19 protein-coding genes, 1 pseudogene and 1 riboswitch are annotated in these 26,823 nt (G+C 65.5%); of the genes and pseudogenes, 11 read left to right on the plus strand and 9 right to left on the minus strand.

Annotation, left to right across the window (positions count from 1 at the left end; translation table 11 throughout):
- Positions 1-18: 18 nt before the first annotated feature.
- Positions 19-1,833, minus strand: a complete 1,815-nt coding sequence (locus OKW28_RS22405; RefSeq protein WP_429449030.1) for a putative bifunctional diguanylate cyclase/phosphodiesterase — start codon at positions 1,831-1,833, stop codon at positions 19-21.
- Positions 1,834-2,186: 353 nt separating this feature from the next.
- Between OKW28_RS22405 and OKW28_RS22410 the strand changes: the two genes are divergently transcribed.
- The 3 genes from OKW28_RS22410 to OKW28_RS22420 all read left to right on the plus strand — a co-directional run bounded on the left by OKW28_RS22410 (position 2,187) and on the right by OKW28_RS22420 (position 4,755).
- On the plus strand, positions 2,187-3,488 hold the full coding sequence (locus tag OKW28_RS22410) for an EAL and HDOD domain-containing protein (protein ID WP_429449032.1): 1,302 nt from the start codon (positions 2,187-2,189) through the stop codon (positions 3,486-3,488).
- Between the two features lie 171 nt (positions 3,489-3,659).
- The gene (locus OKW28_RS22415; RefSeq protein ID WP_429449034.1) at positions 3,660-4,223 is read left to right on the plus strand and encodes a peroxiredoxin; all 564 of its coding nucleotides are present in this window, start codon (positions 3,660-3,662) and stop codon (positions 4,221-4,223) included.
- 67 nt (positions 4,224-4,290) lie between these two features.
- A complete protein-coding gene (locus OKW28_RS22420; RefSeq protein ID WP_429449035.1) occupies positions 4,291-4,755 on the plus strand; it encodes a hypothetical protein in 465 nt (154 codons plus the stop codon).
- 17 nt (positions 4,756-4,772) lie between these two features.
- Here the strand turns inward: OKW28_RS22420 and OKW28_RS22425 are convergent, their stop codons facing one another.
- The 4 genes from OKW28_RS22425 to OKW28_RS22440 form a co-directional block, all read right to left on the minus strand.
- Entirely contained in the window at positions 4,773-8,099 is a 3,327-nt protein-coding gene (locus tag OKW28_RS22425) for an efflux RND transporter permease subunit (protein ID WP_429449037.1), read from the minus strand.
- A gap of 3 nt (positions 8,100-8,102) precedes the next feature.
- On the minus strand, positions 8,103-11,237 hold the full coding sequence (locus OKW28_RS22430) for an MdtB/MuxB family multidrug efflux RND transporter permease subunit (RefSeq protein ID WP_429449039.1): 3,135 nt from the start codon (positions 11,235-11,237) through the stop codon (positions 8,103-8,105).
- Positions 11,238-11,260: 23 nt separating this feature from the next.
- Positions 11,261-12,661, minus strand: a complete 1,401-nt coding sequence (locus OKW28_RS22435; RefSeq protein ID WP_429449041.1) for an MdtA/MuxA family multidrug efflux RND transporter periplasmic adaptor subunit — start codon at positions 12,659-12,661, stop codon at positions 11,261-11,263.
- Positions 12,662-13,095: 434 nt separating this feature from the next.
- Positions 13,096-13,941, minus strand: a complete 846-nt coding sequence (locus tag OKW28_RS22440; RefSeq protein ID WP_429449043.1) for an IclR family transcriptional regulator — start codon at positions 13,939-13,941, stop codon at positions 13,096-13,098.
- Between the two features lie 779 nt (positions 13,942-14,720).
- Here OKW28_RS22440 and OKW28_RS22445 point away from each other — a divergent pair.
- The 3 genes and pseudogenes from OKW28_RS22445 to OKW28_RS22455 form a co-directional block, all read left to right on the plus strand.
- On the plus strand, positions 14,721-15,392 hold the full coding sequence (locus tag OKW28_RS22445; RefSeq protein ID WP_429449045.1) for a hypothetical protein: 672 nt from the start codon (positions 14,721-14,723) through the stop codon (positions 15,390-15,392).
- Positions 15,393-15,433: 41 nt separating this feature from the next.
- Positions 15,434-15,778, plus strand: a complete 345-nt coding sequence (locus tag OKW28_RS22450) for a hypothetical protein (protein ID WP_429449047.1) — start codon at positions 15,434-15,436, stop codon at positions 15,776-15,778.
- Positions 15,779-15,801: 23 nt separating this feature from the next.
- Positions 15,802-15,978, plus strand: a pseudogene (locus tag OKW28_RS22455) (ubiquinone-dependent pyruvate dehydrogenase); the annotation flags it as partial.
- A 67-nt stretch (positions 15,979-16,045) separates the two neighbouring features.
- Here OKW28_RS22455 and crcB read toward each other — a convergent pair.
- Positions 16,046-16,426 carry a fluoride efflux transporter CrcB gene (gene crcB / locus OKW28_RS22460; protein WP_429449048.1) on the minus strand — a complete coding sequence of 127 codons (381 nt, stop codon included), beginning with the start codon at positions 16,424-16,426 and terminating at the stop codon, positions 16,046-16,048.
- A gap of 72 nt (positions 16,427-16,498) precedes the next feature.
- A riboswitch (Fluoride riboswitch) is annotated at positions 16,499-16,560 on the minus strand.
- 77 nt (positions 16,561-16,637) lie between these two features.
- Positions 16,638-17,825 carry an ammonium transporter gene (locus OKW28_RS22465; protein WP_429449050.1) on the minus strand — a complete coding sequence of 396 codons (1,188 nt, stop codon included), beginning with the start codon at positions 17,823-17,825 and terminating at the stop codon, positions 16,638-16,640.
- Between the two features lie 432 nt (positions 17,826-18,257).
- Between OKW28_RS22465 and OKW28_RS22470 the strand changes: the two genes are divergently transcribed.
- Positions 18,258-20,027: a sensor histidine kinase gene (locus OKW28_RS22470; protein WP_429449052.1), complete on the plus strand. Its 1,770-nt coding sequence runs from the start codon at positions 18,258-18,260 to the stop codon at positions 20,025-20,027.
- A 42-nt stretch (positions 20,028-20,069) separates the two neighbouring features.
- Here OKW28_RS22470 and OKW28_RS22475 read toward each other — a convergent pair whose 3' ends face one another.
- Both OKW28_RS22475 and OKW28_RS22480 read right to left on the minus strand, forming a co-directional pair.
- On the minus strand, positions 20,070-20,393 hold the full coding sequence (locus OKW28_RS22475) for a hypothetical protein (protein WP_429449054.1): 324 nt from the start codon (positions 20,391-20,393) through the stop codon (positions 20,070-20,072).
- A 446-nt stretch (positions 20,394-20,839) separates the two neighbouring features.
- Entirely contained in the window at positions 20,840-21,697 is an 858-nt protein-coding gene (locus OKW28_RS22480) for an oxidoreductase (RefSeq protein ID WP_429449055.1), read from the minus strand.
- Positions 21,698-22,018: 321 nt separating this feature from the next.
- On the opposite strand from OKW28_RS22480, the gene OKW28_RS22485 reads away from it, so the two are divergent.
- The 4 genes from OKW28_RS22485 to OKW28_RS22500 all read left to right on the plus strand — a co-directional run bounded on the left by OKW28_RS22485 (position 22,019) and on the right by OKW28_RS22500 (position 26,774).
- Positions 22,019-22,483, plus strand: a complete 465-nt coding sequence (locus OKW28_RS22485) for a hypothetical protein (RefSeq protein WP_429454408.1) — start codon at positions 22,019-22,021, stop codon at positions 22,481-22,483.
- Positions 22,484-22,573: 90 nt separating this feature from the next.
- Positions 22,574-23,023 carry an Rrf2 family transcriptional regulator gene (locus tag OKW28_RS22490; RefSeq protein WP_018418385.1) on the plus strand — a complete coding sequence of 150 codons (450 nt, stop codon included), beginning with the start codon at positions 22,574-22,576 and terminating at the stop codon, positions 23,021-23,023.
- Between the two features lie 180 nt (positions 23,024-23,203).
- Positions 23,204-23,851 (plus strand): NAD(P)-dependent oxidoreductase, encoded by a 648-nt coding sequence (locus OKW28_RS22495; protein WP_429449056.1) that lies wholly within the window; start codon positions 23,204-23,206, stop codon positions 23,849-23,851.
- 118 nt (positions 23,852-23,969) lie between these two features.
- Complete coding sequence (locus OKW28_RS22500) at positions 23,970-26,774, plus strand: mechanosensitive ion channel family protein (protein WP_429449058.1); 2,805 nt, start codon at positions 23,970-23,972, stop codon at positions 26,772-26,774.
- The last annotated feature ends 49 nt before the right edge of the window (positions 26,775-26,823 follow it).

The raw sequence follows: 26,823 nt of genomic DNA on the forward strand, positions 1-26,823 counted from the left end.
TCGTGTCTGCATCGCCCGTTACGCGCCGTGCAACTGAAGCTCGCGCGTTTCGAAACGCTGCGCGAGTTCCTCGGACGGCAGCGCCTTGCAAACGAGCCAGCCCTGAATGTGATCGCAGCCCATCTCGGTGAGCAACGCGCGTTGCGCTTCCGTTTCGACGCCCTCGGCAACCAGTTCGAGGTCGAGCGTCTGCGCAAGGCCGACGACAGCGCTAACGATTGCCTGATCGTTTCGCGAGGTTAGCAGATTCTCGACGAAACTCCGGTCGATCTTCAGCTTCGCGAGCGGAAAACGCTGCAGGTACGCGAGGCTCGAATAGCCGGTGCCGAAGTCGTCGACGGCGAAGCGGATGCCCATCGCGGTCAGGTCTTCGAGCAAGCCTTTCGCGTGCGCAGGGTCGTGCATCAGCAGACTTTCGGTGATCTCGAAGACGAGGCGGCGCGGATCGATGCCGGTCAGCTCGATCGCCTCGCGCACCGAGTCCTTGAAGCGCGGATCGCGAAACTGCTGCGGCGACACGTTGACGGCCACGTACTGCAGCGAAATGCCCTTCGCGTCCCACTGGATCAGTTGCATGCACGCGACCTTCAGCACCCAGTTGCCGAGAAAGTTGATGAGCCCGATCGACTCCGCGAGCGGAATGAACATCGACGGCGGCACGAGGCCGTGCACCGGATGCGTCCAGCGAATCAACGCCTCGACACCGACCACGCCCCGCGTGCGGCTGCTCGTGATCGGCTGGAAGTGTAGCGAAAACTCGCCGTTGCGTACGCCGTCGTAGAGGTCGGCCTCGAGTTTAAGGCGCTCGGCGTCGGCCGGGTTGTCGTCGGGTACGTAGAACGCCAGCGTGTTGCCGCCCGCGGCCTTCGCCTGCAACAGCGCGTGGTCGGCCCAGCGCAGCAGGTGCGTGTCGTGGCCGCCGGTGTCGTTGGCGTGGCGCACGTCCGGGTACAGCGCGATGCCGATGCTGGCCGACAGGTGCACCTGCTGACCCTTGAACACGTACGGCTGCTGGATCGCGGTCAACAGGCGCCGCGCCAGCGCTTCGGCGGCCGCCGCCGCGTCGGTGCGGCTCGCGGCAGGCTTCACGAGGATCGCGAACTCGTCGCTGGCGACGCGCGCGATCGTTTCGTTCGGGCTCGTCATGTTCAACAGGCGCCGCGACGTGTCGCGCAGCATCTCGTCGCCGGCGTCGTAGCCGAGTGCGCGATTCACGCGCTGATAGTCGTCGAGATCGAGCAGCAAGAGCGCGACCGGCGTGCCGTGCGCGTCGGCCCTCTGTTGCGCGTCGAGCAACGCGTGCAGCAAGCCCGACTGATTCGGCAGGCTGGTCAGCCGGTCCAGATGCAGCGCCTGGGTCAGGCGCTCTTCGGTGGCGCGCCACGACGACACGTCGAAGCCGGCGATCGCGTAGCCTTCGACGCCGTCGTGGCTGCTGCGCACGACCCGCAGCTCGACCGTGATCGGATAGGTCAGCGACTTGACGAGCCCGAGCGTCGCTTTCTCGACGTTGCCCGAGGCCGCCGCGAGCTTGAGCAGCGCGTCGAGGCGCGGCACGTCGGCGGGCGCGACCAGATCGTGCAGCGTCGCGGTTTTCAGGTATTCGCGGTGATAGCCGATGAAGCGCAGGCTCGCGTCGGACACGTAAATGAAGCGCAGCGCATCGTCGACGTGCGCGAGCAGATCGACCGCGCCGACCACCTGTTCCAGTGGGGGCGGGCGATTCGCGCTGCTCGGCTGGTCGTCGTCCTCGCGCCGGCCGAACGCTCGCAGCCGGTCGATGACCGTGCGCAAGGAGCCCCGGCGGGGCGCGGTGATCGTGTTCGCTTCCATGTTTGTCGCTGGCAACCTGGGTTCGTCCGCGGGCGGGGGCTGCTTGTCCGCCGGTCCGGGCGGCCAGGAGATAGCAGGCCGCCCCATCAGAACGAGATAACGACGCATGCGGGGAAATCTTTAGCGGCCGTGGAGAAAAACATCTGGTAAGGAGAAGCCTGGCGCCGTCGCCGGCACGATTCGGTTAAAGTGACACCGCCTCGCGGCCGTTAATACGGCGAATCCCCTTTATTTGGCGACGCTGATGACGTCGCGCTGCATAGACTTTCCGAACCTTGCACTGATGATCCATGTCCGAACGCCCCGTCGTCAGGTCCGCCAGAGCCCCACGGCCCGTCCCGCGGGACGTCGAGGTGCGTGATGTCCTCGCCGGCGCGTCGGCCGGCTATCGTGAGCACGGGGAGCTGGACGCTGCCCCGCAGTACGTCTATGTCGGCCGCCAGCCGATTCTCGATCGCGATGGCGCGCTTCACGCCTACGAGCTGCTGTTCCGTGCCGGAACGTACAACTACGCCGAAATCAGCGACGACACGCAGGCCACCGCGCAGGTGGTCGCGCGCACGATCGGCGGAATCGGCGTACCCGCCGTGCTCGGCCAGCATCGCGGCTTCGTCAATATCGATCGCGCGCTGCTCTTTAGCGACATCGTCCATCTGATGCCGCCCGAGCGCTTCGTGCTCGAAATCCTCGAAACCGTGCGCTACGACGCCTCGCTCGCCCGTCGTCTCGGCGAGTTGCGCGGCGCCGGCTTCCAGGTCGCGCTCGACGACGTGCACGATCTGTCCGACGAGCTGAGCGCGATGCTGCCGTACGCCGACATCGTCAAGATCGATTTCCTGCAGACGCCGCGCCGCACCGTCGCGAAGCTCGCGTCGACGCTGCGCGGCCACGGCAAGACGCTGCTCGCCGAGAAGGTCGAGACGCGCGAGGACTTCGGGCTCGCCCACGAGCTCGGTTTCGATCTGTTCCAGGGCTACTTCTTCGCGCGGCCGCAGGTGCTGGCCGCGCCGCGCAACCGCTCGCTGCGTCCGGGCCTGCTGCGGCTGCTCGCGTTGCTGTCGCGCGACGCCGGCATCGTCGAGCTCGAGGCGGAGCTGAAGGTCAACCCGGGCGTGGTCGTGCAACTGCTGCGGCTCGTCAATTCGAGTGCGTTCGGCCTCGGGCGCAACATCGCGTCGCTGCGCGAGGCGATCATCGCGACCGGCACGCGGCAGATCGCGCGCTGGGCGCAACTGCTGCTGTACGCGGACACCGGCGAGTTGCCGTGGCGCGCCGATCCGCTCGTGCAACTGGCGGCGACGCGCTCGCGCTTCATGGAACTCGCCGCGAACTGGCTGCGTCCGGCCGACAGCGAATTCGCCGACGCCGCGTTCATGACCGGGATTTTTTCGCTCATGCACATCGTGCTCGACAGCACGCCGGACGCGGTGCTCGAGAAACTCGGCCTGGCGCCGCAGATTCGCGACGCGATCGTCGCGCGCAAGGGCGAACTGGGCGCGCTGCTGCTGATCGCCGAGGTCGCGGGCGAGGGCGGCGACGCGGCGCCGGTCGCGACGGCGGCGGGCTTCCACGCGCTGACGCCCGACGTGCTGTCGGAGCTGAACCTGTCGGCGGCGGCGTGGTTCGGCGCGCACGTGGCGGAATTGGGCGTTTGATGCGTCGAGCTCGCACGCCGCACCCTTTCGATTCGCTTGTGATCCGGGCGACGACCCACGCCGCGTGCGCATCCGTGGTCCAATAGGAAGTTCAGCGACGGCCTGTGACGTCGGCCGAAGCTGTCTCCGATGGACCCGATCAATTGCGTGCGCTCACGCGTGGAGGAGCAGATGAAGACAAAACACATACCGGCGGTACTGGCCGCCGTCATGGCGTTCGGATTCGCAATGCATTCGCCGCTCGCCTCGGCAACCCTGAAGCCCGGCAATACGGCGCCGACGTTTACCGCCGAGGCCTCGCTCGGCGGCAAGACCTACACGTATTCGCTCGCCGACGAACTGAAGAAGGGCCCGGTCGTGCTGTACTTCTATCCAGCCGCGTTCACGAAGGGCTGCACGATCGAGGCGCACGAGTTCGCCGATGCGGTCGACGAATACAAGAAGTACGGCGCGACGGTGATCGGCGTGTCGCACGACAACATCGATACGCTGACGAAGTTTTCGGTCAGCGAATGCCGCAGCAAATTCCCGGTCGCGGCCGACGCCGACGCGAAGGTGATCAACGCATACGACGCGGGCATGCCGTTGAAGGCCGGCATGGCGAATCGCGTGTCGTACGTGATCTCGCCCGACGGCAAGATCATCTACGAGTACACGAGCCTGTCGCCCGACAAGCATGTCGAGAACACGCTGAACGCGCTCAAGGAGTGGTCGGCCGCGCATAAGGGGCAGTGAGGGGCCGAACGCGCCGTCGGGTTTGCCCGCGCTAGCCGACTAAAACCATTTGCCGGATGAGCTTGCGATGCCGATTGTCGTTGCGTTGATTGCGCTGATCGCGCTGGGGTACGGCGCGGTGCGTGCCTTTTATGCGCTGCAGGCCGCTTTCGGGCTGGCGGTGGCGGAGGGTGTGGCTGTGCTGGTTGCCCTGCTGATCGCCGGTGCGCTCGCGTACTGGCGGCAGCGGCGCCGCGAAGTCGCGCCGAACGTGCGCGACGGCGACTGGACGCACGAATTGAAGGGAAGTTGGGGCTCGGTGCGGCTCGCGGCGGCCAAGCGGCTCTGCGAGATTCGCGTCGGCGACCAGCAGGGCGCGTATATCTTCGCCGATCTGCTCGCCGCCGAAGCACAGGGCCGCGACGCACAGGCGCGGCTCGCGCTGAAGGTCAAGGACTCACGGCACGGCGAGTGGCTCGTGCCGATGTCGAACGAGCGGGCGGCGCGCCGATGGCAGCGGATTTTCTCGCTGGCCATCGAGCAGAAGCTGTGAGCGCCACCTTCACTACATCATGACGACGTCGGCGCCGCGCCACCCGCGCGGCGTGCCTTTCTCGCCTCCCAGCGCACGCGGATGCGATCCATGTACAGATAGACGACCGGCGTCGTATAGAGCGTCAGCATCTGGCTGACGATCAGCCCGCCGACGATCGAAATACCGAGCGGCGCGCGCATCTCCGCGCCTTCGCCGCTGCCGAACGCGAGCGGCAACGCGCCGAGCAGCGCGGCGAAGGTGGTCATCATGATCGGCCGGAAGCGCAGCAGACAGGCCTGGTAGATCGCGTCGCGCGACGACATTCCCTTGCGCGACGCGTCGATCGCGAAGTCCACCATCATGATCGCGTTCTTCTTCACGATGCCGATCAGCAGGATCACACCGATCAGCGCGATGATGCTGAACTCGGTCTTGAACAGCAGCAGCGCGAGCAACGCGCCGACGCCCGCGGACGGCAGCGTCGACAGGATCGTCAGCGGGTGGATGTAGCTCTCGTACAGGATGCCGAGCACGATATACACCGCCGCGAGCGCGGCGAGGATCAGGATCGGTTGGTCGGACATCGACTGCTGGAACGCCTGCGCGGTGCCCTGGAAGCTGCCGTGAATCGTGGCGGGCATGCCGATCTCGGCCATCGTGTCGTAGATCGCCTGCGTGGCGGTGGACAGCGACACGCCCGGCGGCAGGTTGAACGAGATCGTCGAGGCGACGAACTGGCTCTGGTGATTGACCGATAGCGGCGTGGTGCCCGGCCCGAAGCTCGCGATCGCCGACAGCGGCACCATCGTCTCCTTCGCGGTCGACACCGCCGAGCCCGACGACGCGCTCGACTTGCCGCTCGCCGCGATGGAGTTGATCGCCTGGTTGCGCGCGGAGTCGGCTGCGATGCTGGCCGCGCTCGTCGCGGTGGTGGCGGCCGTGCCGCCGGTTGCCGCGCTCGTCGTGGTCGACGTGCTGGTCGCTCTGGACGTTACGGTGCCGGCCGGCGCGTTGGTGGTCTGCGCGCCGCTCGCGCTGCCGCCCGACGTGCTGACGAAAATCTGCTTCAGCATCTCCGGGCTCTGCCAGTATTGCGGCGCGACTTCCATCACGACGTGATACTGGTTCAGCGGGTTGTAGATCGTCGACACCTGGCGCTGGCCGAACGCGTCATACAGCGTGTTGTCGATCTGCGCGGGCTTGATGCCGAGGCGCGATGCCGTGGCGCGGTCGATCGTCACCATCGCTTCGAGACCGCCTTGCTGCTGGTCGGAGTTCACGTCCGCGAGCTCCTTGCGTGCCTGCAGCGCCTCGGTGAGCTTCGGCCCCCACTTGTACAGATCGGGCGTCGAGTCGGCGAGCAGCGTGAACTGATACTGCGCGTTCGATTGCCGTCCGCCGACACGGATGTCCTGCACCGCCTGCAGGAACGTGCGCGCGCCGGCCACGTCGCCGAGCGGCGCACGCAGTTGCTGGATCACCTGGTCGGCGGACAGCTTGCGTTCGCTCTTCGGCTTCAGCGACATGAACATGAAGCCCGAGTTGGTCTGCCGGCCGCCGGTGAAGCCGGCCACGCTGTCGACCGCCGGATTCTTGCTGACGATTTCCATCATCTGCGAGAACTTGCCCTTCATTGCCTGGAACGACGTGCTCTGGTCGGCCTGGATGCCGCCGATCAGGCGCCCCGTGTCCTGCTGCGGGAAGAAGCCCTTTGGCACGATGATGTAGAGCGCGATGTTCAGCGCGACGGTCAGCAGCAGGACGAGGACGATCAGCAGCGGATGCCGCAGCGCCCAGCCGAGCGTGCGCTCGTAGCCGCGCTGCATCGATGAGAAACCGCGTTCGAGCCAGCGGCCGAAGCGGCTTTCCTGTTCTTTCTCGTGCGGCTCGCGCAGCAGGCGCGAGCACATCATCGGCGTGAGCGTCAGCGATACGACCAGCGACACCGCGATCGCGAGCGACAGCGTCAGCGCGAACTCGCGGAACAGCCGCCCGACGATGCCGCCCATCAGCAGGATCGGCAGGAACACGGCGACCAGCGAGATGCTGATCGACATCACCGTGAAGCCGACCTCGCGCGCGCCGATGAACGCGGCCTTCATGCGCGGCACGCCGTCTTCGATGTGGCGCGAGATGTTTTCGAGCACGACGATCGCGTCGTCGACGACGAAGCCGGTCGCGATGGTCAACGCCATCAGCGACAGATTGTCGATCGAGAAGCCCATCAGGTACATCGCGCCGAACGTGCCGACGATCGAGATTGGCACGGCCACGCTCGGAATCAGCGTGGCGCGCCAGTTGCGCAGGAACAGGAACACCACCATCACGACGAGCGTGACCGCGATCACGAGCGTGCGCTGGGTGTCCTTCAACGACGCGCGGATCGTCGTCGAGCGGTCCGAGGTCGGCGCGATGTCGACGTCGGCGGGCAGCGACGCGTGCAGTTGCGGCAGCATCGCCTTCACGCGGTCGACGGTCTCGATGATGTTCGCGCCCGGCTGCCGGTACAGGATCACGAGCACCGAGCGCTTGCCATTGAAGAGACCGAGATTGCGCAGATCTTCGACCGAATCGACGACTTCGCCCATGTCGGAGAGTTTGACCGGCGCGCCGTTGCGATAGGCAATGACGAGGTCCTTGTATTGCGACGCCTTGCTCGCCTGGTCGTTGGTGTACAGCTGTACGCGGTTCTCGCCGAACTCGATCGAGCCCTTCGGGCTGTTCGCATTGGCCGCGGCGAGCGCCGCGCGCACGTCCTCGAGGCCGATGCCGTAATGCGACAGCGCATGCGGCAGCAACTCGACGCGCACGGCCGGATTCGCCGAACCGCTGACATCCACTTCGCCAACCCCTTGCACCTGCGACAACGACTGCTGCAGCACCGTCGCGGCCGAATCGTAGAGCTGGCCCGCCGTCAGCGTGCTCGACGTCAGCGCGAGAATCAGGATCGGCGCGTCGGCCGGGTTGACCTTGTGGTAGGTCGGGTTGCTGCGCAGGCTCGCGGGCAGGTCGGCGCGCGCCGCGTTGATCGCCGCCTGCACGTCGCGCGCGGCGCCGTCGATGTTGCGGTTCAGGCCGAACTGCAGCGTGATGCGCGTCGAGCCGACCGAGCTCTGCGACGTCATCTCGGTGACGTCGGCAATCGAGCCGAGATGCCGCTCGAGCGGACTCGCGACGCTCGTCGCGACGGTCTCCGGGCTCGCGCCCGGCAGCGTCGCCTGCACCGAGATGGTCGGGAAGTCGACCTGCGGCAGCGGCGCGACCGGCAGCTTCGTGAACGCGAATACGCCCGACAGCGCGACGCCGATCGCCAGCAGCGTGGTGGCGACCGGACGGGAGATAAACGGACGCGACAGGTTCATCGCTCAGTTCCCTGCATCGGTGGCGGGCGGCGTGGCGCTACCGGACGAATCGCCGCGGTTAAAGCGCTCGCGCAGCCGGCGGCCGAGCGAATCGAACGCGAGGTAGATCACCGGCGTCGTGAACAGGGTCAGCAGCTGGCTCACGATCAGGCCGCCGGCGATCGCGATACCGAGCGGCCGGCGCAGCTCCGAGCCCGCGCCGGTGCCGAGCATCAGCGGCAGCGCGCCGAGCAGCGCGGCGAGCGTGGTCATCAGGATCGGCCGGAAGCGCAGCAGACACGCCTGGTAGATCGCCTCGCGCGGCGGCTTGCCTTCCTCGCGCTCGGCGTAGAGCGCGAAGTCGATCATCATGATCGCGTTCTTCTTAACGATACCGATCAGCAGCACGATGCCGATGATGCCGATGATGTCGAGATCGTGGCCGGTGATCAGCAGCGCGAGCAGCGCGCCGACGCCGGCCGACGGCAGCGTCGACAGAATCGTGATCGGATGGATGAAGCTCTCGTACAGCACGCCGAGCACGATGTACATCGTGACGATCGCCGCGAGGATCAGGAACAGCTCGTTGGCGAGCGACGCCTGGAACGCGAGCGCCGCGCCCTGGAAGCGCGTCTGGAACGACGCGGGCAGACCGACGTCCTTCTCGGCCTGCTGGATCGCCTTGACCGCCGCGCCGAGCGACGAACCCGGCGCGAGGTTGAACGACACCGTGGTGGCCGGGAACTGGCTCAGGTGCGTGACCAGCAGCGGCGCGGGTTGCTCGATGAACTTCGCGATCGACGACAGCGGCACCTGGCCGCCCGTCGACGTGGAAGAGGGCAGGTAGATCGAGTTCAGCGACGTGGTGTAGTGCTGCATCGTCGGCTGCGCTTCGAGAATCACGCGGTACTGGTTCGACTGCGTGAAGATCGTCGAAATGATGCGCTGGCCGAACGCATCGTACAACGCGTTGTCGATCGTGGCCGGTGTGATGCCGAAGCGCGCGGCGGTCGGGCGGTCGATCTCGATGAACACCGAGCGGCCGTTGTCCTGCAGATTGGTTGCGACGTCCGCGAGCTCGGGCGACTGCTTCAACCGGTCGACCAGCTTCGGCACCCACGTGGTGAATTCGCTGATGTTCGGATCGGTCAGCATGAACTGATACTGCGTCGGGCTGACGGTCGAGTCGATCGTCAGGTCCTGCACCGGCTGCATGTACAGCGACGCGCCCGGAATATGCGCGACGTCTTTCTGCAACTGGCGGATCACCTCGCTCGCGGTATTGCTGCGGTCGTCGCGCGGCTTCAGGTTGATCAGCATGCGGCCGCTGTTCAGCGTGATGTTGCTGCCGTCCACGCCGATGAACGAGGTCAGGCTTTCGACGTCCGGGTTCTTCAGGATCTGGTCGGCGAGCGCCTGCTGACGCTCGGCCATTGATGCGAACGACACCGACTGCGGCATCTGCGTGATCGCCTGGATCACGCCGGTGTCCTGCACCGGGAAGAAGCCCTTCGGCACGAACACGTACAGCAGGCCGGTCAGCACCAGCGTGAGCACCGCGACGACCAGCGTGGAGCGCTGACGGTTCAGCACCCACGTGAGCGCGACCGCGTAGCGCGCGATCACCCAGTCGATGAAGCGGTGCGCCTTCGCCTCGAAACGTTGACTGTCGTGCGGCGGCGTGTGGCGCAACAGCTTCGCGCACATCATCGGCACGAGCGTCAGCGACACGACCGCCGAGATGACGATCGTCACCGCGAGCGTGATCGCGAATTCGTGGAACAGGCGCCCGACCACGTCGCCCATGAAGAGCAGCGGAATCAGCACCGCGATCAGCGAGACCGTCAGCGAAATGATCGTGAAGCCGATCTGCTTCGAGCCCTTCAGCGCGGCTTCGAGCGCCGTGTCGCCTTGCTCGACGTAGCGCGCGATGTTCTCGATCATCACGATCGCGTCGTCGACGACGAAGCCGGTGGCGATGGTCAGCGCCATCAGCGACAGGTTGTCGAGCGAGAAGCCGCACAGGTACATCACCGCGAGCGTGCCGATCAGCGACAGCGGCACCGACAGGCTCGGAATGATCGTCGCGTAGACGTTGGCGAGGAACAGGTACATCACCAGCACGACCAGCACGACCGACATCGCCAGTTCGAACTGCACGTCGCGCACCGACGCGCGGATCGTCGTGGTGCGGTCGGTGACGACCTCGACGTCGAGCGCGGCGGGCAGCGACTGCTGCAGCTGCGGCAGCAGCGCCTTGATGCTGTCGACCACCTGGATCACGTTCGCGCCTGGCTGGCGCTGCACGTTCAGGACGATCGCGGGCGTGTTGTCGACCCACGCGCCGAGCTTCGTATTCTCCGGTCCCGCCACGATGCTCGCGACGTCGGTCAGCATCACCGGACGGCCGCTCTTGTATGCGACCACGGCGCTCTTGTATTCGTCGGCGTCGGTCAACTGGTCGTTCGAGTTGATCGTGTAGTTGCGCGTCGGACCGTCGAAATTGCCCTTCGGCGTGTTGACGTTCAGGTTCGAGATCGTGGTGCGCAGGTCGTCGAGATTCAGCCCGTACGCGGCGAGCGCGCGCGGGTTCGCCTGAATGCGGATCGCCGGGCGCTGCCCGCCCGACAGGCTCACGAGACCCACCCCGGCGACCTGCGAAATCTTCTGCGCGAGACGCGTGTCGGCGAGATCCTGCACCTGCGTGAGCGGCAGTGTCTTCGACGTGATCGCGAGCGTCATGATCGGCGCGTCGGCCGGGTTGACCTTGGCGTAGATCGGCGGCGCGGGCAGGTCGGACGGCAGCAGGTTGCCCGCCGCGTTGATCGCCGCCTGGACCTCCTGCTCGGCAATGTCGAGCGGCAGGTCGAGGCTGAACTGCAGCGTGATGATCGACGAGCCGGCCGAGCTTTGCGACGACATCTGGTTCAGCGACGGCATCTGCCCGAACTGCCTCTCGAGCGGCGCCGTCACGGACGACGTCATCACTTCCGGGCTCGCGCCCGGATAGAAGGTCTGCACCTGGATCGTCGGATAGTCGACCTCGGGCAGCGCGGACAGCGGCAGAAAGCGCAGCGCGACGAGGCCGACCAGCATGATCGCCGCCATCAGCAGCGCGGTGCCGACAGGACGCAGAATAAAAGCGCGGGATGGATTCATGCGGTAAGTGCCGTGCCTTTACTTTATTGCGATGCTTGCGCCGCAGCGTGCCGGCCGCGATGCGCGTGCGCGCCCGAGGCGCTCGCCGGAGCGCTCGCGCCGTGCGCGCCGGATGCGGCCGATGCGCCGGAGGCGCCACGCGGCCCCTCGGCCGGAATCGTGATCTTCGCGCCTTCGCGCAGCCGGTCCGAACCGTCGATCACGACGCGCTCGCCGACCGCGAGGCCCGACTGGATGCTGGTGCGCTCGCCGTCGACCGGGCCGACCTTGACCTGGCGCACGGTGACCGTGTTGTCGGCCTTCACGACGTACACGAAGGGACCCATCGAGCCATTCAGCACCGCCGAGGTCGGCACGATCACCGCGTTCCTGATCGTATCGACGAGCAGGCGAGTGTTGACGAACTGGTTCGGGAACAGGCCATTGTCCTTGTTCTCGAAGATCGCGCGCAGTTTGATCGTGCCGGTGGTCGTGTCGATCTGATTGTCCATCGTCTTTAGCGAGCCGACTTCGAGCGGATGCGTGTTGCTGCGGTCGTACGCGGTGGCCGACAGCGACTCGCCGTTCTGCGTGTGCTCGATGATCTGCTGCAGATTGTCTTCGGAAGTCGTAAACACCACGCTGATCGGATCGAGCTGCGTAATCACGACGATGCCGTTGGTGAGGCCCGAGGTCACGTAGTTGCCCGGGTCGACCTGACGCAGACCGACGCGTCCCGACACCGGCGCGGTGATGCGCGCGTACACGAGGTCGAGCTTGAAGCTGTCGATGTTCGCCTGGTCGGACTTCACCGTGCCTTCATATTGCCGCACCAGCGACGCCTGCGTGTCGACCTGCTGACTCGCGATCGAGTCCTGCGCGAGCAGCGTCTGATAGCGCTTCAGATCGAGACGCGCGGTGGCGAGCAGCGCCTCGTCGCGCACCAGCGTGCCCTCGGCGTTGCGCAGCGAAATTTCGTACGGGCGCGGGTCGATCTGGGCCAGTACGTCGCCCTTCTTGACCATCTGGCCTTCCTTGAAATAGACGTCCTGCAGCACGCCGCTCAGTTGCGGCAGCACGGTGACGGTGGCGAGCGGCGTGACCGTGCCGAGCGCGGTCAGCACGACCGGCATCTCGCCCTGCGTCGCGGCGGCTACGTGCACCGGCTGCGCCATGTTGGCCATCGCGTTCGGACCGCCGCGGCCGAAGCGGCCGCTGCGCGCGCCGCTCGCCACACCCGGCGCGCTCGCGCCGCTGCCGGGCCCGCCCCACGGATGCCAGCGCCACAGCACGACGCCGAGCACGACCAGCGCCGCGACGATCAGCGCGACAGTGCGGCCACGGTGGCGTTTCACCGCGCCGGGCGCGCTCAATTGCGCGCCGTTCGCGGACGGCTGGGGAGCGGCAGGGCGTTGGGTTTCCGGGTGCTTTTGTTGTTCGTCCATCGGTTCGGTCGGGTGGCTGGCTTGATGATGTGAGCCGCCGATGCGGTCGGCGCCATTCGAAGGGCGGCTGGCCGGCACATGGGCGGCATGTCAGGTGGTCGTGGCGGCGGGCGCCGCGCGATGTTCAGCGCGATGCTACCCGAGGCGCGGGACAGAGATGTTAACGCAATGCGGAATCATCACGGCTGGACGCGGCCGTTTCGACGGCGCTCACGGCTCGCGGCGCGCGGTCCCGCGACCGGCTTGCGTGATCGTACGTTGCGGCGTCTGTAACAGTCCAGCCGCGTATTTTTCGGTTGATTACGAAGGTTACAGCATGTCGGCGAATCGTCGGGCGAGGGCGGGCCGCCGTCGCCACTCTCGCAGATCACGGGCGGCTGGCGCCGCGTTCGATCCCCGCGGCGCGCCGTTTCGCGCCCGTTGCCGCCGACGGCTCATTCGTCGAGCCGGCGCCCCGGCGTGCCGCCGATCTCCAGGACGATCTTGTCGATGCATTCGAGCAGCGCGGGCGCGGCGCGCGTGATCAGCCAGTCGCGCGGACATTGGTCGGCCGAGCCTCCGCAATTGACTGCGTAGCGCTCGCCCGACGGCCCGACGAAGCCGAGCGCGATCGCGTTCAGCCCGTTATACCACTCGCCGGTGGCGATTGCGAAGCCGCGCTCGAGGGTGTCCTGGATCGCGCTTGCGAGACGGCTTCCGATATAGCCCCAATCGTCACCTTCGGCCGTCTGCAGGCCGACCAGCAGACGGTCGCGGTCCGGTTGCGCGAGCGCCGCGAGGTACGCCCGGCCGACGGCGGTGCGCGTCAAGCTCATGCGCGAGCCGATTTCAAGTCGCGACACGAGCACCGCCGAACGCGGCCGGATCGCGTCGATGACGACCATGTCGTAGCGGTCGCGCACCGCCAGATGCACCGACAACGCGGTGCGTTCCGCGAGTTCGATCAGAAACGGCCGCGCGCGCGAGCGGATGTCGAAGTTGCGCAGAAAGCCGTTGCTCAGTTCGAGCACCGACGAGGTCAGCACGAAGCGCTCGCTGTCGGGTAGTCGCAGCAGAAAACCGGTGCCCACGAGCGTCGCGGTGATGCGCGACACGGTGGGCTTCGGGATGCCGGTCAACTCGGCGAGTTCGCGATTGCTGAGTGGTGCGTGCGCGGCGGCGACGGCGCGCAGTACGGTCAGGCCGCGCGCGAGCGCGGTGACTTCATCGCCCGGACCGTCTCGGTCTTTGCTGGCGGGGACCTTGGCGGCGACGGGTTGGTTGGGAGTGGATCGGTTCATGCGTTTTTTTGGAACAGCATTTCAAATTGTTCGTGCGACAACTGTTGACGGCCGCTCACAGAGGCAGGGACATCTCCAAACCGGGGCATCCATTCATACATTTTTAAGAAAAGTCATTGTATCGGAAGAAATTGCCGATCGATGTTCGACGGTATCTTTTTGCTTGACTTAGTCAGCATAACCATAAAAAATGGAACCTCATTTCGAAAGTCGCTTGTCTCCGCTGCATTTTGCGGGCGCGTGAGCGGAAAAATCCCAAAATCCAGGATCGATTGCCCGTCCAATGCGCTTGCGCCTTTCGAATACCTTCTCTCAGGTTCTAGCACGGCCCTCGGAATGGCTAGAACTTTTTAAGGCGTCACGGCAACGTGACGCCTTTTTTTTGTCGTTCACACAAGCCATTGTTCGTATCCGCCCGGATTCATTCGAACGACACTATCAGAACATGCATAGATCCGGTGGTCGTGACGGCAAAACGCTTGCGTAAGTATTTCGCTCACTTACATTCGCCTCGGAAATCTCCACGCGGGTAAGTCCGAGAAGTTTCACAAGCGCGGCGCCCCGAACGAAAGCCTCGAAGCATTAAGCAGCGCTCGGGTGAAATCTTAAGAAACTGCCGCCTCGCGCAAAAGACGTCACGCGAGAACTGCTGGTCGCCTATTGGTTGCGGGTTTTTACATCGCAACTCTGCGCATTTATTTTGTCACTGTTTTCTCATTAACGGGATGGCGGGCGGAGAAACGCGCGCGCTGGTTTCGGGCGATCTTCGCGGTATGTGCGTGTCCGCACCAATTGCGGTTTCGGCATCGAAGTTTTTTATCAACCGTTTTAGCAATATTTATCCAATTCACATTGTTACGTTAGCGCTGAGCGTTGCATTTAATGGCTGTGAATTCCCATCCCTTCGACACCGAACTGAGCAACCTCGATTCAGCACCGCCGATTGTGCACACCATGAGCGGTATGGAAGTGGCGGTCAATGCGGTTTTACAGATCCTGTTATTGCAGGCTTGGAATCCCTTTTATCTGTCATTCAACATTCCGTCGTGGTCGTTGTCGACGCTGTTTTTTTCCATTTATTGTTTCCGGCGCTCGCGCCACGCCTGCTGTCGATGCGCTTGAAGTCCACGATGCTGATGGCGATGTGGGGCGCCAGCCTGTTGGCGGCCGTGATCGTTGTTGCAGGCGGCTGGTATCAGGCGTGGCCGATCGGTGTGTTGCATACCAATCCGCTGGTGCGGCTTCCGGAGTTTCTGGCGGGCATTCTCGCTTACGGGATATTCGAGGCGAACGTCGAAAGCATTACCGGCATGATCGCGAGTTGCCGGCGGATCATATTCGCTGCTACAGGGGCACTTTCATCGGCGCCACTTTTCTGTTTACGGCGGGAATGCGTTCGTGGGAAGTACTTCTTCACAACGTCGCACTCTTGCCCGCGCAAGTCGCGGTGATTTTTGTTTGCGCGAGCGCACTGCAAAACGCGTCGCCGCGCGTGGCCCCCTGGACGAGACGGCTCGATAACGCTTCGTTGTCGATCTTCGCGCTGCAATACCCGCTATTTATCGGCTTTCTCAAAGTGCAGAAGCTGTTTGGCATTCCGTATTCGCTGTTGTCATGCGTGCCTCGACCGCATGTTTGCCGGGAGGCGGCAAGCCAGGCGCCCGTGCATCTTTCCGCCTATCCGGTCTATCTGATCCTGGTGCTGGTGGCGTCGGTGCTGTTTCAGGAGCGGGTCGTGTTGCCGCTGAGGACCAGGCTGCGCCGCGTGCTGAAGAGCCGCTGGGACGCAGCGCGGCCCGCGCCACTGCCTGCGACGTCTGTGCCGAAGACACAGTGAGACGCGCTGCCGGCCAGGTGCAGGCGTTTGCGCATCCCGGTCCCGCACTCGTCGATGTGGTCACATCGAAACATGAGCTTGCCATGCCTCCGAAGGTGGAACTTGCCCATGCGAAGGGATTCAGCCTTTATATGCTGCGTGCGATATTGAACGGACGCGGCGACGAGATCGTCGAGCTGGCTCGCACCGAGCTCAGATGAAAACAGGCGCGAGCGCGATTGCCGACGGCTCGGGCCCGCGTCCGTGATCCTCGTCAACGTGTTCGCCTCAGCGCGCCAGCAACGAAACCGTCGCGATGCCGAGAATCGTCATGATTAGCGAAGTGATCACGTGAATCGCCACTTCGCCCGCCGCCCAGCCGAACCGGCCGTCCTGCAGACGCTGCACGACCTCCGCGGAGAACGTCGAGAACGTCGACAGCCCGCCCATCAGACCGGTGATCACGAACAGCCGCCATTCCGGCGCGAGCTGTGGCACACGCGCGAAGCCCGCGACCGCCACGCCGATGATGTAGCCGGCGATCACGTTGGCGGCGAGCGTGCCGAGCGGCAGGTCGCTAAAGACAGGGTTAAGTCGAAAGCCGAGGAACCAGCGAAACAGCGAGCCGAGTGCGCCGCCAATCGCGACAGCGAGAAAAGACCAATACATGGAAGAGGATCGAAACCGGAATGTCGACAGACCGGTTGATGCGGGCGAGTTGATGCCGCGTCCGCATAACCGGGCGTAGCAGGCATCATCAGCCCCAAGGGCGGTTAATGGAGAATGCCATCTCCAGCCGCGAAGTCTAGCATCGGCGCGCGCATCTGGGGACAGGCGCGTGATTCGCGCCTCTCCCGTTTCCCGCGAGCGCCGCCTTCGTTCACTCCGGCGTTGCCGAAATCTTGTGAATCGACAGATCGGCGCCGTTGTATTCCTCTTCCTGGTCGAGGCGCAGACCGACCGTCATGCGGATCACGCCGTACACGACCGTGCCGCCGAGCCCCGACACGACGATTCCGCCGAGCGTGCCGATGACCTGCGAGGCGAACGACACGCCGCCCAGCCCGCCGAGCGAATGGATGCCGAAGATCCCGGCCGCGATGCCGCCCCATGCGCCGCACAGCCCGTGCAGCGGCCACACGCCGAGGACGTCGTCGATGCGCCAGCGGTTCTGCACGCAGGTGAACATGTAGACGAACAGCACGCCAGCGATACCGCCCGTGACCAGCGCGCCGAGCGGATGCATGATGTCCGAGCCCGCGCACACCGCGACGAGCCCGGCGAGCGGGCCGTTGTACGTGAAGCCCGGGTCGTTGCGGCCCGCGAACCACGCGCTCAGCGTGCCGCCGACCATCGCCATCAGCGAATTGACCGCGACGAGGCCGCTGATCTTGTCGAGCGTCTGCGAGCTCATCACGTTGAAGCCGAACCAGCCGACCGTCAGCACCCATGCGCCGAGCGCGAGAAACGGAATGTTCGACGGCGGATGCGCGGCGATGCCGCCGTCGCGGTGATAGCGACCGTGGCGCGCGCCGAGCAGCAACACGGCCGGCAGCGCGACCCAGCCGCCGAACGCGTGCACCACCACCGAGCCCGCGAAGTCATGGAACGGCGCGCCGAAAGCCTGCGTCAGCCAGTCCTGTATGCCGAAGCGGTTATTCCACGCGATGCCTTCGAAGAACGGATAGATGAAACCGACCAGCACGAACGTCGCGAACAGCTGCGGATTGAACTTGGAGCGCTCGGCGATGCCACCCGACACGATCGCGGGGATCGCGGCGGCGAACGTCAGCAGGAAGAAAAAGCGCACGAGCGCATAGCCGTTGTGCTGGGCGAGCGTCGCCGCACTGTCGAAAAACTGCACGCCGTATGCGATCGTGTAGCCGATGAAGAAGTACGCGATCGTCGAGACCGCGAAGTCCACCAGAATTTTGACCAGCGCATTCACCTGATTCTTCTTGCGCACGGTGCCAAGCTCCAGGAAGGCGAATCCCGCGTGCATCGCCAGCACCATGGCGGCGCCGATCAAAAGAAACTCGGTATCGGCGCCGTATTTCAGACTTTCCATCGATATGTCCCGCTTATGCAAAAAAGTGCGCTATGTGAGCAAGAAGTGGGCCAAAGTTGTGCTGGTCGCGTCGACACGGTGCAATCGGGCACCGGGATGGGCATCCGGTGGGCTTTGAGCCATGCGCCGCCCGAGCGCGTCATGCACCTGAACAGAGAGGAGCCGCACAAGAAAAGTGCATAAATCGACGCCATTGCGCAGATCGACCCAGACGAGGGCGAAATATTCGATTTAAATTACATTTTTCATTCGGAATCCTGGCGCAGCGAGATGCTGGCCGGGCGCGTCGATGCCCATTTCTGGCCCGCTGTGCGCGAACAGCAGAAGCTGCCGTCGACGGGTTTGTGCCCCTCTTTCTTTTCCCGCGCAAACCTCGACATAATGTGCCGACTCCGTGCACGATCCGCCGGCCAACCCCTCCCATGGGCACGCATGAGACTGACCACTAAAGGCCTGCTTCTGATCGCGATCCCGGCCGTTTTCGAACTCGCGCTGCTCACCGGTGTCGTGAAGGCCCAGGCCGATGCGACGATGGCGGAGCGCTGGAGGATGCATAGCGAGGAGGTGTTGCGCCAGACCACGGAGATTCTCGATCCGGTGCTGTCCGAATCGGTCGCGCTGCGGGGCGCGGTGCTCGCCAACGACGCGCATTTCACCACCCCGATCGCGGTATGGATGGACGTCGACCGGCGCATCGACGAGCTCGCCGAACTCGTCGCGGACGATCCGGCGCAGGTCGAGCGCGTGGCCGAGGTGCGCCAGGCGGTGCAGGCGTACCGCCAGTGGTCCGACCGGATCCAGGACATGCTGCACGCCGGGCGGACCGGCGAGATTCTCGCGCGCTTCCACGCTCTCGCCCAGGCCGACGTGCTCGATCATTTCCGTGTGGAGGTGACCGCGTTCCAGGCCGAGGAGCGTCGTCTCGATAGCTCGCGCTCGAATGCCGTCGCCGCCGTGCGCGAACGGGAACAGACGCTAATCGTCGCGGCCGCGTTGGGCTCGCTGCTGTTCGTCGCGCTCGCCGTCTGGATGTTCACGCGCGGTGTGCGCGGCCGGCTCGCGCTGCTGTCCGACAACGCGGGCCGGCTCGCCGGCAACGAGCCGCTCGCGCCGCTCGGCGCGGGCAGCGATGAAATCGCGCGGCTCGATCTGACCTTGCACGAGACGAGCCGCCGACTGCTCGAAGCCGAACGCATCGAAGCTCGCTTTCACGCGGACCTCGAGTGGCGCGCCGCCGAGCTCGCGCGCAGCAACGAGACGCTGCGCCAGCAGACCCAGGAAAACGAAATGTTCATCTACAGCGTGTCGCACGACCTGCGCGCGCCGCTCGTGAACCTGCAGGGATTTTCCAGGGAGCTGATTCGCGCAAGCGACGAGCTGCGCGACGCGGTGCGCGGTTCGTCGCTCGCGATCAGCACGCGTGCGCGGATCGAGCGCCTCGTCGACGAGGACATCGGCGAGGCGCTGCACTATCTGCAGACCGCGGTGCTGCGCGCGTCGCACATCATCGACGCGCTGCTGCGGCTGTCGCGGGTCGGGCGGGTCGAGTACCGGCGCCAGAATGTCGATGTGCGCGACATCGTGCAACGTGTCGTCGATGCGATGCAGGGCTCGATCCGTGCGCGGCGCGCGCGCGTGACGGTCGGCGAACTGCCCGCGGTATGGGGCGATCCGACCGCGCTCGAACAGATCTTCGCAAACCTGATTGGCAACGCGGTCAACTATCTGGACCCGGCGCGCGAGGGCCGCGTCGAAATCGGCACGACGCCTGCGCCGCCGGGCGTGCGTTCGCTGCGGATCTTCTACGTGCGCGACAACGGCCTCGGTATCCCGGCGATCGCGCTGCCGCGCCTGTTCACCGCGTTCCAGCGCCTGCACGGCAATGCCGCGGCCGGCGAGGGCATCGGCCTCGCGCTCGTGCGGCGGATGGTCGAGCGACATGGCGGCCGCGTGTGGGCGGAATCGAAGGAGGGGGTGGGCACGACGTTCTATCTGTCGCTGCCGGAGGCGGGTGCTGCGGGCGCGAAACCGGCCGCGGCTGGCGCGGCTGCGCTTGCCGCGGCGGCTCCGGCTCCGGCTCCGGCTCCGGCGGCGCGCGGTGCGCGTCAGAGCGTGCCGGGCGCTGCGGGGCCAGGCTTGGGCGCAGGCAGCGGGTCGTCCGCGCGTTCGATCGACGCGGTGCGAGGAATCAGCACGCGGTAGGGGGCGCTCGATCGTGCGGCGCGGATGGCGCTCGCCCGCGCATCAACCGGCGAAAATCCGCCGCGGCTTCAGCAGTCTTCTGCCGCGCACCGACCAGTAGCAACCGCATGCCAGCAGCACGGCGATGCCGGCGAACGTTTCGGCCGGTGTTGGCCGAATGCCGGCAAGACCCTCGACGGCAAACAGGCCGTGCGTGACACCCAGCAGCGCCGCCCACAGTGCACACGCAGCCTGCATCAGCAAACGGGTCCCTTTCATATGTCGAGCGCGGGTGTCGTGCGACCAGGTGGGCAGCCGGCGCGCGCACAAAAAAACGATCGCCATCAGCGTGATGGCGAGGGTGACGATCCAGTCGATCAGTTTCATCGAAACAGCACTCCCCAAAAGCAGCCGCGACTATAGGGAGGTGTTTCGCCTGCAACTGTCGGAAGATTCTGAATTGTGGGGCGCTGTTGAGCGATGTTGAGGCGAGCGCCGCTGCAAGTCGACGCTCGTTGCTGCACGTGGTCTCGGGACTCGGTGCGCGATCCGCGTGCCGCCCAGCTGCGAGTACATCGATGTGCTCGCCAGATTGCATCAATCCTCGCAGGGTTCGGGCGCAATGCCAGTCAGACCAAACTGGCTAAATTCCCGGTATTCCTGCTGAAGAAGGCCGGCGCACCGATCTTGACGCCGGTGAACTAACTGGCCCGGTGGTATTCGCGCCTCTCGTGCAGTTCCCGTCATCACCTACAGAAGTCCCGACTTCCAGGCTACAACGGTCATTCAGGTGAACAGCGGCTCAACCCATGCCGAACCGCCGCTTTCTTCGCTCAGGCAGCGAAGTCGGTCGAAGACGACAGCTGTTTCCACGTTTCCGTTTCCTGCGTCACATAAGCGTTTTTCGCAGCGATGGCGGCCAGCGTGTCCGTCCCAAGCGGCAGGCGCAACGGCGGGGACGCCGCGTCGACCAGCGCGATCATCGCGGCCGCAAGCCTGGTCGGGTCGCCAGGCTGGTTGTGATTCAATTGCATGGCGTTGCGGCGAACCGCACCCGAGGTTTCGTCGTAATCGTCGATCACCTCGGGCGCCACGACCAGCGAGGACGCATCGAGAAAGTCGGTACGAAAATACCCCGGCTCGACGACTGTCGCGTGAATGCCCAGCGGTCTCAACTCGGCATGCAACGCTTCCGTGATGCCTTCGACGGCGAACTTCGTCGACGAATACACGCCAAAGCCCGCCGCGGCACGATAGCCGCCAATCGATGAAACATTGATCACGTGGCCCGAGCGGTTCGCGCGCATGGTCGGCAATACAGCGCGCGTGACGTTGAGCAAGCCGAAGACATTCGTGTCGTACATGCGACGCACTTGGTTGTCGGCGGATTCTTCCACCGCGCCAAGGAGACCGAACCCGGCGTTGTTGACCAACACGTCGACGCGGCCAAATTTTTCAATCGCGGCCTGCACCGCCGCCTTTGCCTGGGCCTCGTTGGTCACGTCCAGCTCCACCGGCAGCAACGCAGCCGACTCGCCAAGACGCTCGCTGATCGCCGCGACCTTGCGTCCGGCGGCCACCACCGCGTTGCCGTCCGCGAGCGCAGCTTCAGCTATCAATGCGCCGATGCCTCGCGATGCGCCGGTGATGAACCATACCCGCTTGAAACCACCCTGTTGAACGTTAGCCATGATGTCTCTCCGACGTGTGTGATGAAGTGATGCCATCGTAAGCTCGGCGATTGACACAAACTAGCCGTACATGATTGGCGACATAATCAACTTTTATTTGCTAATTGGGGCTTCGCAATACTGCCGCGGCAAGAGGCGCGCGCCGAAGACGATCGTTGAGGGAAGGGTCGCCTTTTGATTCGCGCGGACGTCAGCTCCATCAGGTTCGACAGAACCGCGACCAACTCCCCAGGGCGATCCGAAGCGGCCGCGCGGCGCAACGGCGGTATCATGGGCACGTCTTCGCATGTGCGAGCCGCCCGACGCGGCTCCTTCCAGATCATGATTTCATCTCTTTCCTCATCGTTATTGCACCGCGCGGCGGTCGTGGTCCTCGTGTTCGGCGCGCTGGCCGCGTGCCAGAAGAACGACGCGTCGGCCGGCCAGGTCGCGGGCAAGCTGAACGACGCCGCGCAGCTTGCCGGTCAGAAGCTCGATCAGGCCGCGAGCTACGTCGGCCAACAGGTCGACGCGACCAAGGACGCCGCGCAACAGAACCTCGACTCGGCCTCCGCGCCGTCGCTCAAGATCGACCCGGCCGCGCTCGCGTCGAGCGCGCAGGCCAACGTGCAGAACGCGGCGAGCGCGGCCAACGCGCAGCTCGGCAAGGCCGCGTCGATCACGGGCCAGGGCCTCGAAACGGCGGGGCGCAAGTTGCAGGCGTGGTCGGCGCAGAATGCGGGCGCGTCGGCTTCGTCGACTGCATCGACCGATTCCGCCGACGCGCAGAAGCAGATGGATAAATGACTCGCGCCGTTCGATCCGGTTTCGCCGTTTGACATTAGCGTTATATGTAATTACGATGGTTACACATTGTCGTTTCGGGACGGATCTGCCGTGAACACGAGTAGCCGGTTTGCCTTTGCCGTGCATGTGCTCGCGCTGTTGTCGCTACAGGGCGGCGTGCCGTTGTCGTCGGAGATGATCGCGGGCAGCGTGAACACCAATCCCGCGCTCATTCGCCGGCTTCTGATCATGCTCTCCGACGCCGGCCTCACCACCTCGCAGATGGGCGCCGGTGGCGGCGCGTTGCTTGCGCGGCGGCCGGAACGGATCACGTTGCTCGACGTCTATCGCGCGGTGGAAGACGCGCAGTTGTTCGCGTTGCATCGCGAGGAGCCAAATCCAGCGTGCATGGTGGGGCGCAATATCCAGAGCGTGTTGAGCGGGATCATCGACGAAGCGCAGCAGGCAATGGAAGCGACGCTGGCCGCGCGCACGCTCGCCGACGCGACCGCCGACGTGGTCCGCTCGGAGAAGCAGCGCGAGCGCAAGCGCCGTGCTTGAGCGTGCCTTCGCGCGCAAGACGCGGCGGCGGTGAACGATAGAAGCGCAGTGTCGTAGGGCGCGGGTCGAACTATTCCGGCACGCGTGCCAAACAAAGGAACGGGGTGAGCGCCCCGCTTTTTTTCTCGTGATATGTAACTATAATGGTTACATATAAGACAACCTGAGGAGTATGCTGATATGAGCAAGCAACTGAAGATCGCCCTGTTTGGCGCGACTGGCGTGATCGGTTCGCGGATTGCCGCGGAAGCCGCGCGTCGCGGGCACCAGGTGACGGCGCTGGTGCGCGATCCGGCGCGGGTGCCGGCCGGCGTCGCGAATCTGCATGCGGCGCAGGCCGATCTGCTCGACGCCGCGAGCGTCGGCGCGGCGGTGCGCGGTCAGGACGTGGTCGCAAGCGCGTATGCGCCGCCGCAGGGCGATCTCGCCACGCTGACGCAAGCGACACGCGCGCTGGTCGAGGGGGTGCGCGCGGCGGGGCTGAAGCGCGTCGTCGTGGTAGGCGGCGCGGGCTCGCTCGAAGTCGCACCGGGCAAACAACTGGTCGATACCGACAGCTTTCCGGACGCGTACAAGGGTATTGCACTCGCGCACCGCGACGCCTTCGAGTACTACCGCGGCGTGACCGATCTCGACTGGACGTTCTTCGCGCCAGCCGCGCTAATCGCGCCGGGCGAGCGCACCGGCAAGTTCCGCACGGGCGCGAACACGCTGATTGCGGACGCGGACGGCAACAGCCGCATTTCGGCCGAAGACTACGCGATCGCGTTCGTCGACGAACTGGAGCAGGGCCGCTTCATCCGCCAGATCGCGACGGTCGCGTACTGACGACCCGCGGTTCGAATTCGCCGGCCGCGCAAGCGTACTAACATTCGGTTACGCATGTTCGGCCGCGCCGGGCGAAACTGCGGCTACACTGGCGTCTGCCGTTTTCTCACGGATTGCCATGCAGTCATGCCCGTCGCAGCGTGAGTCCGAGGCTGCGCCGTCTGGCGGCGGGCAGCAGCCGGCGATTCTCAGCGCCCCCCATCTCTCCTACGCTCACACCGCTCGCGACACTGCCAGCGGCGACGCCCGCCCGCGCGCGAGCACAGATGCCGTCGGTTGGTTTGCCGTGCTGCTGTGCGCCGCGCTGATTCTGTGCCTCGGCGCGCTGCCGCGCATGGCGCAAGCCGCGGGCCCCGCGGTCGGCGGCGGCACGCCCGTGATCCCGGCATTGCAGAGCCTGATCAACAGCGCGACGGTGAACGCAACGCCTGCGTCCGCGGCATCGGGGGCGTCGGCGCCCGAGGCGGCGTCGGCGCCGTCGCCCGCGAGCCAGGCGGAGTTGGCGCGCTCGCTCGACAGCGTGATCGCCACGCTCGACAACGACCGCCAGCGCAACGCGCTCGTTGCCCAGCTGAAAAAGCTGCGCGATGTGTCGCAAAGCGCCGCGCAAACCGTCGGGCCACCCGCGCCCGCGTCCGCGCAACCTAGCCCGGGCCTGCTCGGCGCGATCGCCTCGGGTATCGCATCGTTCGAATCCGACGTGCATCAGGGCCGCACGCCGGTGCGCTACTGGAGCGGGCGCGTGACCGCGGCCGGCAACGAGCTGTACACGATCGTCTCGGGCCAGGGACACGAGGGTGTCGGCACGATCCTGTTGGCGATGCTGGGGATGCTGGCCGGCTGGGGCGCCTGTGCCGGCGCGCTGATCTATCTGCAGCAACGGCTGCACCGGCGCTTCGGTGTCGAGCTGGTGCTGCGGCCCAATCCCACCACGCGCGAGCTGCTGATCTTCGCGTTGCGCCGCGTCGGTCCGTGGATCATCGCGTTCGTCGCGGCGCTGCTGTTCATGCGCGCGATGCCCGATGCGCTCGGCCGCACGCTCGGCATGGTGGTCGCGTATGCGATCGTCGCGGGCGCGGTGTTTTCCGCGATCTGTCTGATCATGTTTTCGCTGTTCGGCTCGGGCCACCGCCGCGTCGCGGTGCGCCTGCTGATCGATCACGCGCGCCGCGTGCTGTTCGTGATCGGCGTGTGCGGCGCGCTCGGCGACGCAGCCGTCAATTACGACGTCGAGCATCAGCTCGGCACCAACCTCGCCGCGCTGATTTCGACCGCGGCCAACATGACGGCCGCCGTGCTGACCGGCTATTTCGCGCTCGCGTTTCGCCGGCCGGTCGCGCATCTGATCCGCAACCGGTCGTACGAACAGCGCAACGATCACAAGGCCGCGACCGATGCGTTCGAGGTGCTCGCCGCGCTGTGGCACCTGCCGGTGCTGGTGCTCTCGGCCGCGTCGGTGGTCGCGACGCTCGGCGGCTCCGGCTCCAGCGAAAACGTGCTGCAGATCTCGATCGTCACCGCGCTGCTGCTGGTGCTGGCGTTCTTCCTGTCGGCGATCGTGCTGCGCATGACGCGGCCGCGCAGCGCCCGCGCGCGGCGCCGCTCGCCGTATCTGACGCGGCTGCTGCGCTTTTGCGGCACGTTGCTGACATTGTTCATCTGGCTGTTTTTCTTCGAATCCGCGGCGCGTCTGTGGGGCGTGTCGCTGGCCGCGGTGATCGAGAGGAACGTGGCGGCGCGCGGCGTCGCGCATGCGATGACGGCGATCGTCGCCACCGTGTTCATCGCGTGGCTGCTGTGGATTCTGGTGGACACCGCGATCACCGAGACGCTCAATCCGGGCAGCCCGCGCAACAAGGCGCGCAGCCCGAGCATGCGCGCCCGCACGATGTTGCCGCTGGTGCGTAACGTCTTGCTCGTCACGATCATGACGATCGGTGGGATCGTCACCGCCGCGAACCTCGGCATCAACGTGACGCCGCTGCTCGCGGGCGCGGGCGTGATCGGTCTGGCGATCGGTTTCGGCGCGCAGTCGCTGGTGACCGACCTGATCACCGGGCTCTTCATCATCATCGAGGACACGGTCTCGGTCGGCGACTGGATCGACGTCGATGGCGGGCATGCGGGCACGGTCGAGCATCTGTCGATCCGCACCGTGCGGCTGCGCGACGGGCAGGGCGCGATCCACGCGATTCCGTTCTCGCAGATCAAGATCGTGAAGAACCTGTCGCGCGATTTCGCGTACGCGGTGTTCGAGGTGCGCATGTCGTTCTCGACCGATGTCGACGAGATCACGCAGCTGATTCGCGAAGTCGGCGCGGAGCTGATGGCCGACTTCCGCTACCGGCGCGAGATGCTCGGGCCGATCGAGGTGTGGGGCCTCGACCGCTTCGATCCGAACTGGATGGTCGTCAAAGGGCAGATCAAGACGCGGCCGCTGCAGCAATGGAGCGTCGCGCGCGCGTTCAACCTGCGGCTCAAGCGCAAGATGGACGAGGCGGGCATCGAGATTCCGGTCGCGCAGATGCGGGTGTACACATCGTCGAAGGATAGCGAGGGCGAGCCGCTGCGCGACGATGAGATGACCGGGTTCGTCGCGCCTGTGAATGCCGGTGCCGATGACAGCCGGCATGCGCATGGCGAGGCGCAGCAGCGGGCGCGGGACGGCGAGCGCGGCAAAATCCATCAAAGGGCGCATGAACCCACTCGCGAAAGAGACCGCGAAGCGGCGCACGAGTATCCGCGCGAAGCTGAGTATGAGGTGGGCGTCGTTGGCCCGTCGGCGCGCGCGTCGACACAGGTGCCGCTTGCGCCCGCGCGTGACGTGTCGCACGAACCGCGTCCGGCGCCGCCGACGACCGGACAGACCGCGCCGATTCCGCCGCAGATTCCGACGGCGGGTGATGTGGGTGGGAAGAATTGAGGCGGGGGGTGTTGGGGGCCGTGCGACGACGGTCACGCTTGTATGTTCG

The organism is Paraburkholderia sp. 40, assembly GCF_050434105.1.
In the GTDB taxonomy this organism is placed as follows: Bacteria; Pseudomonadota; Gammaproteobacteria; order Burkholderiales; family Burkholderiaceae; genus Paraburkholderia; species Paraburkholderia tuberum.